Origin of the sequence: Luteococcus sp. (genome assembly GCF_043424415.1) — a bacterium.
Classification (GTDB): domain Bacteria; phylum Actinomycetota; class Actinomycetes; order Propionibacteriales; family Propionibacteriaceae; genus Luteococcus.
This window is the reverse complement of sequence record NZ_JBHWOO010000287.1, coordinates 26898-35628: the sequence shown is the minus strand read 5'-3', so window position 1 is coordinate 35628 and position 8731 is coordinate 26898. Positions and strand designations below refer to the sequence as shown.

Genomic DNA, 8731 nt, shown 5'->3' with positions numbered 1-8731 from the left:
CCCCGAGCGCGGCCGCGATGCGCGTCATGGACAGGTGGTTGACCACCAGCGCTTCCAGCGCCCATCGCAACGCAGCTCGTGACAAGCAGGAACGCGGCGACGCTGCGCGGGTGAGGTCCTGGCGCCAGACATGCCCGCAGGCGGTGCACTGGTAGCGGCGCAGCCGAACCTGGAGGGTGGTGGGACGCCAACCGAACGGGACATGCGCCAACTCTCGCACGACACTGTCACGCGGCTGGCCGTGGCAGCCGCAGCGGTGGCACCAGTGATCAGGCTGGACCGGGCGACACGCCAGGACGGCGCGCTTGCCGGTGAGGTGCTGACCGGTGACGGCCAGGCCCAGGTCGTCGAGGTGGCAGAACGTGGTCAGGTCAGGGGTGGTGAAGGTAGCGTTGTCCATGTCGAGGTCTTCTGGATGGCGAGCGTAGGAACTTCCATCATCAGGGGACCTCGATCCCTGTCACCACCCGGGGCCCGCTAGCGAACTACACCCTCATCTGTGAAGAGCCGGTTTGACGCCACACATGCTCATCAACCCCGACGACCGTCACATTGTCGAGACGGCCTGACCGGTCGATCAGGACTCGCTGTCCTTCGGCCAGGACCGCAGTGTTGGCGGTGTTCCACGCCACGTCGAGCGCGACCGCGATCCGTGCCATGGACAGATGGTTGACCACCAACGCTTCCAGCGCCCACCGCAGCGCGCCGCGTGACAAGCAGCAGGAGCGAGGCGATGCTGCCCGGGCGAGGTCTTGGCGGCAGACGTGTCCGCAACCGGTGCACTGGTAGCGGCGCAGCCGGACCCGCAATATGGTGAGGCGCCAACCGAACGGGACATGCGCCAGTTCCCGGATCACGCTGTCACGCACCTGGCCGTGGCAGCCGCAGCGGTGGCACCAGTCGTCAGGCTCGACCGGGCGGCACAGCAGCACGGCGCGCTCGCCGGTGAGGTGCTGGCCGACGACGGTCAGGCCGAGGTCGTCCAGGCGACAGAACGTGGTCAGATCAGGGCTGGTGTAGCTACATTGGGGCACGTCGAGGTCTTTGGTGAGGCAGCGTAGGAACTTCCATCATCCAAGGACCTCGGCCCGTCTCCGGACCCGGGTCTACTGCCCACCTACACCCTCATCTGTGAAGAGACGTGATTCGTCCCCCACACCGCGGGGTGTGGGGGACGAATCACGGTGTCATCCGACGACTGTCACATGCCGTGCATGTCGTGGTTCAGCGGCATGTCCTCGGGCTGTCCGTCCTGCCACGGCCCGACGCGGAAGGGCCGCATCATCTCGTTGTCCTCGTGCACCAGCAGGTGGCAGTGCCACATGTACTGCCCGGCGGTGGTGAAACGCATCCGCAGCCGGATCATCTCGCCCGGGTGGACGAAGACGGTGTCCTTGCGGCCGCTCTCACCCGCTTCGAGCGGCACCCGCGGCCCCATCGTCATCCGGCCGGTCTCCCAGTCGTAGTCGATCATCCGCCGCTCCATCACCTGGAAGGTGGTCTCGTGGATGTGCACCGGATGGGGGACCGGAGCGTCCTGCACCAGGTTGTAGATCTCCCAGTCCTCCACGTCGCCGACGGCGGGGTTCTCGGTGACCGGATCTCCCCACATGGTGCCCGTCACCCGCATCACTCCGCCCGGCGTTCCGCTCAGGGTGCCGAGCATGGTGTGCGAGGCGAAGGGGGCCGGGCTCGGGTCGACGTGGTGGAAGCTCATCGTCGTGGACAGCCGCCGCGTGCGCACCGGGGCCGGCAGTGAGGGCTGCGGCCGCAGCTGCAGGTGGCGGCCGGGCGTCGACTCGTCCGGACCGGTGGCGGGCGCCACGTCGAAGGCCATCACCCGGCCGGTGGTGGCCGGGTCGGCGGGCGGGAAGACGATCTCGCGCTCGTCCATCGGGTAGAGCCTGCCCGCGGCTGCTCGCCGGGCTCGGCCGGGCGGCCGCCGGGGAAGAAGGCGTCGGGGCCGACATTGCGCAGCAGGTGGCGTCCGGCAGGCACCTCGGTGAAGTCCACCAACAGTTCGACGCGCTCGGCCGGTGCCAGCACGACGCGGTTGGCGCGCCACCCGGGCTGCGCGGAGACGTTGACCGCGGCATCCAGCAGGCCGCCGTCATTGCCGGTCTGCCAGACCTCGATGCCGGGGATGTCGCGGAAGTCGAGGTAGAGGGTGCGCGATCCGCAGCCGTTGAGCAGGCGCAGCCGGTATCGGCGCTGCTCGACCTGGTGGAAGGGCCAGGTGCGGCCGTTGACCAGCAGGGTGTTGCCGAAGAATTCCGGCACCCAGTTCGGCGGGATGTGCGGCGCCTCGGGGTAGAGGGGGCCGCCGTAGCCGTCGAAGAAGGACCGTGAACTGGGGTAGAAGAGGGAGCCGTCGCGGTTGAAGGAGCGGTCCTGGATGGCCAGGCAGATGTCCTGCCCGGGCCGCGGCGGGCTCTTGACCCACACGTCCGAGTGGTTCATGAAGGGGGCGATGGCCGGCGTGCCGGTGCGCGAGTCCAGGGCATCCCCATGGGTGCCCTGCACCAGGTAGAAGTTCGCCGGACCGGCATAGACGTTGAGCCGGGTCAGGCCCATGGCGTGGTCGTGGAACCACAGGGTGCTCACCCGGTTGTTGTTGGGATAGGTGGCCATCTGGCTGCCCTCGCTCCAGGTGACGCCATGCTCGCGGTGGGCCTTGTCGGCCAGGAACTGCCACCAGCGGCCGTGCCGTGCGTGACCGGCGGGGATGTTGCGGGCGGCCGGCAGGTACCAGGCCTCGGAGTAGCCGTCGGAGTGGTCCTTGACGCCGATGGCGCCGTGCAGGTGGGTGACGGTGGGCACCGGCCCGGTGTAGCTGGTGTACTGCGTGGCCGGGTCGCGGTACTCGGCCGGCGGGACATAGCGGCGCCCGGTGTAGTCCGGCTTGGTGTCGGTGGAACGCACCGTGCCACCGGCCGAGGGCTCCTGGGTGGGATTGGCCCAGTGCAGGGTGAGGTCGACGGTGAACAGGTGAGGGCGCTAGTTGCCCTGGCCATCGACGAGCTGGTTGCTCCAGGTGACGCGCACCGCCTCTCCGGAGCGGGAGACGATGGTGTGGCCGGGGGCGTGGAAGGCCTCGTCGCCCTCGTCGCTGGGGCCATAGGCCCACACCTGGGTGCGGGGCATCCCCTGGGGGAGCACCTGCTGGCCCACCTGGCGGATGGCCAGGTCCTAGACGTCGGTGGCCCCATAGGGGGTCCAGGTGCGCGACCAGGACTCCAGGATCTGGGGCACGAACAGGGGCTCGCGGAACTGGGGGATCTCGGTGGCCGGAAGGCTGCCGCCGGGAATGGCCGCGGCGACGGCGCGTGGCCGGCCCTGGCCGTCGGTGGCCCACAGGGTCAGGCTGCCGGCCGCGGTGGCCTGCAGGAAGTGGCGACGTGACAGGCTCATTGGAACTCCCCCGAGTCGTGGCGCCGGATCTCGACGCACCGCGACCACTACGCCGTCACAGCGACTGGCCCGGGAGACCAGGGCGGCCCTCCGCGCTGCCGGGCAGCGTCGAAGGGGTCGTTGGTCAGGGCTTTCGCACCGGGCGTCACCCCAGCGTCAGTGAGGAGTGATTTCCTGTGCGCCCGGGTGGATTGCTTGCAGGGCGTCAGTCGAGGGTGGTGATGATCTCCGCACCGGTGGGGGTGATGGCGATGGTCTGCTCGAACTGGGCCACCCGCGAGCCGTCATTGGTGACCACGGTCCAGCCGTCGTCCCACTGGTGGCTGCGGTAGTCGCCGAGGCAGAGCATCGGCTCGATGGTGAAGGTCATGCCCACCTCCATGGGCGTGTCCAGCCGGGGCTCGTCGTAGTGCAGGATGACCAGGCCGGAGTGGAAGGCGGTGTGCACGCCATGGCCCGTGTAGTCGCGCACCACGCCGTAGCCGAAGCGCTGGGCATAGGCCTCGATGACCCGGCCGATCACGCTGATCGGTCGTCCCGGCCTGCACATCCGGATGGCGCGGTTCATCGCCTCCTGGGTGCGCTCGGTGAGCAGGCGGCTCTCCTCGTCGACGTCGCCACAGGTGAAGGTGAAGCAGTTGTCGCCGTGCACGCCGTCCTTGTAGGCCGTGACGTCGATCTTGACCAGGTCGCCGTCGGCCAGTGGGCGCGCGTCGGGGATGCCGTGGCAGATCACCTCGTTGACGCTGGTGCAGCAGCTCTTGGGGAAGCCGCGGTAGCCCAGCGTCGAAGGGTAGGCGCCGTGGTCGAGGATGTACTCGTGCACGATGCGGTCCAGCTCGTCGGTGGTGACGCCCGGCGCGATCGCCTTGCCCGCCTCGTGCATGGCCCCGCAGGCGATCCTGCCGGCCTCGCGCATCTTCTCGATCGTCTCTGCCGACTGCACATTGCTGCCCATGTACGGTTGTGGCGCCGGCCGGTCCACGTATTCCGGGCGCTCGATCGACGAGGGCACGCTGCGACGGGGGCTGATCGGGAAGGGCTTGATGGCAGTCACGGGATTCAGTCTAGTCAGGAGGCAAGGATGGCCGAGCAGGAGAAGTTCTACTGGTCGCTGGTGGAGCACCGCGTCGTGGGGGAGGGCGAGGCCAAGGCCGCCGACCGGCTGGGCCCCTACGCCACCCGCGAGGAGGCGGCCCAGGCGATGGACCACGTCGCCGAGCGCAACGAGCTGTGGGAGACCGACCCCCGCTTCAACGACCCCGAGGAGCAGGAGGAGGACGACGAGGAGCGCGTGCGCTTCGACGGCAGCCCAGTCGAGGAGTGAGTCTCGAGGCCTGAGCCGCCGCCGCGCGGCGGCACTCAGGCCAGCGTCATCTCATCGATCGAACGCTCCACCTCGGAGATGGTCGGGATGTCGCCGATGGTGGCCGAGCTGATGAAGACCCCCAGCGACTCGGGGGAGCCGACATCGACCACCACCACGTCGATCACGTCTCCCTCCACCTGCGGCAGCTCAGGCATGTCGACACGGACCTCGCTGCGCAGGTGCCAGCCGGGCTTGCCCCCGACGTCCACCTTCTCGCTGAGCAGGTCCTTGCGGGCGACGAAGCCGGAGTAGTAGCCGCTGGTGGCGAAGCAGCTCATCATCATCCGCGCACTGTTGCGCGGCTCCTCGAAACCATCGGCCACCGAGACGGCCCCCACGGCCTGCACCGAGAACCAGCGGGTCGAGCCGGCGTCGAAGATGGTCTTGGTCTGGCCCTGCAGGTCGTGGGTCCACGGCAGCACGAAGAAGTCGCTGGCCGCGTCATTCCACCCCTCGGTGACCGGGATGGACAGCCCACCGCCGGTGAGACGGTCACCATCCACCGGACGCACCCCGCCGCCCTGGGTGGGGCACTCGACCATCGCGCCACCGGTGGGGGCGGGCTCGCTGATCCCCGACGGTTCGGGGGTCGGGGGAGAGGTCTCGTCCCAGACCGGCCCCTTGGGAGAGGAGGAGTTCGTGTCCTCCGGTACCGCCTGGAAGCCGTCATTGTCGCGCGCGACCAGCGCCCAGACCAGCAGGCCGAGCACCAGCAGGGCGGCGACGACGGCCAGCAGGCCACGACGGTCCCTGCCCGAGGCGTCCTGGACGGTACGGCCGGAGGCGTCCTGGACGGTGTGCTGGACCGGTGCCGGGGCGGGGGTCGAGCCGGGATCGGTGGTGGTCTGTGCAGACCACGAGGCCCCGTCCCAGTAGCGGAAGTGCCCCTGGTTGCCGGCGGGGTCCGGGTACCATCCTGGCATCGACATGCCTCGAGTCTAGGTGGGTGCCCCGACGGCTCCCGCAGACCCGCCCGCACCCTGTAACTCGCCTGAAACATGGTCCTTGGCAGACTGGAGGCATGGACAGGCAGACAGAGTACGTACTGCGCACCATGGAGGAACGCGACGTCCGCTTCGTGCGGCTGTGGTTCACCGACGTGCTGGGATCACTGAAGTCGGTGGCCATCGGCCCCGCGGAGCTGGAGGGGGCCTTCGCCGAGGGGATCGGCTTCGACGGCTCCGCCATCGAGGGCTATGCGCGCATCTACGAGTCGGACATGGTGGCCCATCCCGATCCGTCGACCTTCCAGATGCTGCCGTGGCGCACCCAGAGCAACACTGCACGCATGTTCTGTGACATCTCGCTGCCCGACGGGTCGCCGAGCTTCGCCGACCCGCGCCACGTGCTCAAGCGGGCCCTGGACAAGGCCTCCGACATGGGCTTCACCTTCTACACCCACCCCGAGATCGAGTTCTTCCTGTTCAAGCCGCCGATCGTGCCGGGCGTCGAGCCCACTCCGCTGGACCATGGCGGCTACTTCGACCACACCACCCTCGGTGACGGCACCGACTTCCGGCGCGATGCCATCGACATGCTGGAGCGGATGGGCATCAGCGTCGAGTTCAGCCACCACGAAGGCGCTCCCGGCCAGCACGAGATCGACCTGCGCTATGCAGATGCGCTGACGATGGCCGACAACATCATGACCTTCCGGGTGGTGATGAAGGAGGTGGCCGTCAGCCAGGGCATCGAGGCATCCTTCATGCCCAAGCCCTTCACCGAGCACGCCGGTTCCGGGATGCACACCCACGTCAGCCTCTTCGAGGGCGACCGCAATGCCTTCTACGACGCCTCCGATGCCTACCACCTCAGCCGTATCGGCAAGCAGTTCGTCGCCGGCCTGCTGCACCACGCGCCCGAGATCACTGCGGTCACGAACCAGTGGGTGAATTCCTACAAGCGCCTGACCGGCGAGGGTGAGGCACCCTCCTACATCTCGTGGGGCCGCAACAACTCCTCGGCGATGGTGCGGGTGCCGATGTTCAAGCCGGACAAGGCCTCCAGTGCCCGCGTCGAGCTGCGCTCGCCCGACTCGGCCACCAATCCCTACCTGGCCTTCGCGCTGATCCTCGCGGCCGGGCTGTCGGGCATCGAGCAGGAACTGGAACTGCCCGCCGAGCTCGACGGCGACGTCAACAAGCTCACCCCGCGCGAGCGCCGGGCGCTGGGGGTGCGGACCCTGCCGCACAACCTGGAGGACGCGATCCGCGAGATGGAGTCCTCCGAACTGGTGGCCAGCACGCTGGGCGAGCACGTCTTCGACTTCTTCCTGCGCAACAAGCGGGCAGAGTTCGACGACTACCGTCGCCAGGTGACGCCGCACGAGCTTGCCACGCTGCTGCCGCGCCTGTGATGCCCCACCCTTGAGTCCTCGTGGACCGGCTCCTCGTTAGCATCGGTTCCATGGACGTCATGGGCGATCCCGCCGCGACAGACAGCTCACCAGGCCCGTCGCCGAGCACCTCACCAGGTCCGCAGCCATCGCTGCGGGCCGGTGACGCGGAGCGACAGCGCACCGCCGACCGGCTGGCCGACGCCTTCCAGGAGGGGGCGGCTGGACGTCGACGAGTTCGGCTCGCGCATCGAGCGCGTCTGGCAGGCGACCTACGACACCGATCTCGACGCGCTGCTGGCCGACCTCCCTGCGGACCAGGGCATCGCCTCCGGGCGCCTGCCCGTGCCCGCCACGCGTCGGCTGCCGGCTCGCACCGGGCACGGGGCAACGGCCGGGGTGCCGGCCACGGTCGCCATCATGTCGGGCGCCGAGCGCAGCGGCGAATGGGCCGCCGCGGGGACCCACACCGCCGTCGCCATCATGGGCGGGGTCAGCATCGACCTGCGCGAGGCCAGCTTCACCGAGGCCGAGACCACCATCATCGCGGTCGCCATCATGGGTGGCGTCGAGGTGATCGTGCCGCCCGACGTCCGGGTGCGGGTGCACGGCCTGCCGCTGATGGGTGGCTTCGGAGCCGAGGGCTCGATCAACCCGGCCGACCTGGCACCTGACGCGCCACTGGTCACCATCACCGGGGCCGCCTTCTGGGGCGGCGTCGGCGTGGTCCGCCGGGACTTCGACGAGGACTGAGCCTCAGGCGAGTCGGCTCAGGTCGACCACCGGCAGCATCCGCTGCAGCGCCTGGTGGTGTGAGCCGGACGCGTTGGCGCGGGCCCGGTTGAGGGCGGCGGGCAGTGAGGTCAGTCCGGTGGCCAGCCGCAGCCAGGTGATCTCGTCGGTCTCCACCACATTCGGAGGTGTGCCGCGGGTGTGGGTGGGGCCCTCTCCGAAGGCGCCCACCTGTACGGCGCTGGCCGGGGGGATGCGCACCTCGATGGTCTGCCCCGCGAAGCGTTCCCCCAGCGCTTGGGACAGGGCCCGCACGCAGGCCCGCAGTGCGGCGGGCTGCACCAGCCCGGGACCGTGCATGTCGGCCAGTACCACCAGTTCCACCAGGACGGCACGCAGCAGGTCGTTGAGGTGCGAGATCCCGTCGTCGGTGTGCACGCTCATCGGCACCGTCCCGGCCAGTGCCGATTCCAGCGTGGCCGTGCGCGAGGCCGCCAGGCGTTGCAGGACCTCGGGCTGGGTGGTGGTGCGAAGCTCGGTGGCCAGCTCCTGGCGGGCGGTGGCCGTGACCTCCCGCTTCGCCAGCAGGGCCGACCAGGACTGGTTGCGGGCATTGCTGGGCTTGTCGAGCGCCTCCAGCAGGCCGTCGACCAGCACCACCAGACGGGAGTGCCCCGTGGCCGGCAGCGAGCTGCTGGTGGCCAGCACCCGGCATTGCGCCACCAGCAGCTCACTGGTGGTGCGCAGGGCGCGGTCGATGCGAGAGGCCATGATGCTCATGCTCCAATCCAAGGGGGGCAGGGTTTCCAGCCGGTGACCGGGGCATGACGACCAGACGAACCGGCAGGTGCAATAGTCTCGCACCATTGCCTGCAGGCCCACCC

General features: G+C 69.3%; 10 protein-coding genes and 2 pseudogenes. 3 read left to right on the top strand and 9 right to left on the bottom strand.

The window, feature by feature from the left end:
* The 7 genes and pseudogenes from ACHFFZ_RS16215 to map form a co-directional block, all read right to left on the bottom strand.
* Positions 1-400, bottom strand: a pseudogene (locus tag ACHFFZ_RS16215) (ISL3 family transposase); the annotation flags it as partial.
* Between the two features lie 109 nt (positions 401-509).
* Positions 510-1034, bottom strand: a pseudogene (locus ACHFFZ_RS16210) (ISL3 family transposase); the annotation flags it as partial.
* Positions 1035-1201: 167 nt separating this feature from the next.
* The gene (locus ACHFFZ_RS16205) at positions 1202-1894 is read right to left on the bottom strand and encodes a multicopper oxidase domain-containing protein (RefSeq protein ID WP_394277628.1); all 693 of its coding nucleotides are present in this window, start codon (positions 1892-1894) and stop codon (positions 1202-1204) included.
* Positions 1837-2922 carry a hypothetical protein gene (locus ACHFFZ_RS16200; RefSeq protein ID WP_394277627.1) on the bottom strand — a complete coding sequence of 362 codons (1086 nt, stop codon included), beginning with the start codon at positions 2920-2922 and terminating at the stop codon, positions 1837-1839. Before ACHFFZ_RS16200 ends, ACHFFZ_RS16205 begins: the two co-directional genes overlap by 58 nt.
* Before the next feature lie 75 nt (positions 2923-2997).
* Positions 2998-3144: a hypothetical protein gene (locus tag ACHFFZ_RS16195; RefSeq protein WP_394277626.1), complete on the bottom strand. Its 147-nt coding sequence runs from the start codon at positions 3142-3144 to the stop codon at positions 2998-3000.
* A gap of 45 nt (positions 3145-3189) precedes the next feature.
* Positions 3190-3411: a twin-arginine translocation signal domain-containing protein gene (locus tag ACHFFZ_RS16190; protein WP_394277625.1), complete on the bottom strand. Its 222-nt coding sequence runs from the start codon at positions 3409-3411 to the stop codon at positions 3190-3192.
* A 205-nt stretch (positions 3412-3616) separates the two neighbouring features.
* Positions 3617-4468 (bottom strand): type I methionyl aminopeptidase, encoded by an 852-nt coding sequence (map, locus tag ACHFFZ_RS16185; RefSeq protein ID WP_394277624.1) that lies wholly within the window; start codon positions 4466-4468, stop codon positions 3617-3619.
* A 27-nt stretch (positions 4469-4495) separates the two neighbouring features.
* On the opposite strand from map, the gene ACHFFZ_RS16180 reads away from it, so the two are divergent.
* On the top strand, positions 4496-4738 hold the full coding sequence (locus tag ACHFFZ_RS16180) for a hypothetical protein (RefSeq protein ID WP_394277623.1): 243 nt from the start codon (positions 4496-4498) through the stop codon (positions 4736-4738).
* Positions 4739-4773: 35 nt separating this feature from the next.
* Here the strand turns inward: ACHFFZ_RS16180 and ACHFFZ_RS16175 are convergent, their stop codons facing one another.
* A complete protein-coding gene (locus ACHFFZ_RS16175) occupies positions 4774-5709 on the bottom strand; it encodes a DUF2510 domain-containing protein (protein WP_394277622.1) in 936 nt (311 codons plus the stop codon).
* Between the two features lie 125 nt (positions 5710-5834).
* Between ACHFFZ_RS16175 and ACHFFZ_RS16170 the strand changes: the two genes are divergently transcribed.
* Together ACHFFZ_RS16170 and ACHFFZ_RS16165 are read left to right on the top strand one after the other, a co-directional pair.
* Positions 5835-7136, top strand: a complete 1302-nt coding sequence (locus ACHFFZ_RS16170; protein WP_394277629.1) for a glutamine synthetase family protein — start codon at positions 5835-5837, stop codon at positions 7134-7136.
* Positions 7137-7277: 141 nt separating this feature from the next.
* A complete protein-coding gene (locus ACHFFZ_RS16165; RefSeq protein ID WP_394277621.1) occupies positions 7278-7868 on the top strand; it encodes a DUF1707 domain-containing protein in 591 nt (196 codons plus the stop codon).
* Positions 7869-7871: 3 nt separating this feature from the next.
* Here the strand turns inward: ACHFFZ_RS16165 and ACHFFZ_RS16160 are convergent, their stop codons facing one another.
* Positions 7872-8627, bottom strand: a complete 756-nt coding sequence (locus ACHFFZ_RS16160) for a sterol carrier family protein (protein ID WP_394277620.1) — start codon at positions 8625-8627, stop codon at positions 7872-7874.
* Positions 8628-8731 lie beyond the last annotated feature (104 nt).

What these genes read in the sequence shown, in the direction of transcription:
- ACHFFZ_RS16170 (WP_394277629.1), top strand. Translation starts at nt 5,835, where the DNA reads ATGGAGGAACGCGACGTCCGCTTCGTGCGGCTGTGGTTCACCGACGTG.
- ACHFFZ_RS16205 (WP_394277628.1), bottom strand. Translation starts at nt 1,894, where the DNA reads ATGGACGAGCGCGAGATCGTCTTCCCGCCCGCCGACCCGGCCACCACC.
- ACHFFZ_RS16160 (WP_394277620.1), bottom strand. Translation starts at nt 8,627, where the DNA reads ATGAGCATCATGGCCTCTCGCATCGACCGCGCCCTGCGCACCACCAGT.
- ACHFFZ_RS16190 (WP_394277625.1), bottom strand. Translation starts at nt 3,411, where the DNA reads ATGAGCCTGTCACGTCGCCACTTCCTGCAGGCCACCGCGGCCGGCAGC.
- ACHFFZ_RS16180 (WP_394277623.1), top strand. Translation starts at nt 4,496, where the DNA reads ATGGCCGAGCAGGAGAAGTTCTACTGGTCGCTGGTGGAGCACCGCGTC.
- ACHFFZ_RS16195 (WP_394277626.1), bottom strand. Translation starts at nt 3,144, where the DNA reads ATGCCCCGCACCCAGGTGTGGGCCTATGGCCCCAGCGACGAGGGCGAC.
- ACHFFZ_RS16175 (WP_394277622.1), bottom strand. Translation starts at nt 5,709, where the DNA reads ATGTCGATGCCAGGATGGTACCCGGACCCCGCCGGCAACCAGGGGCAC.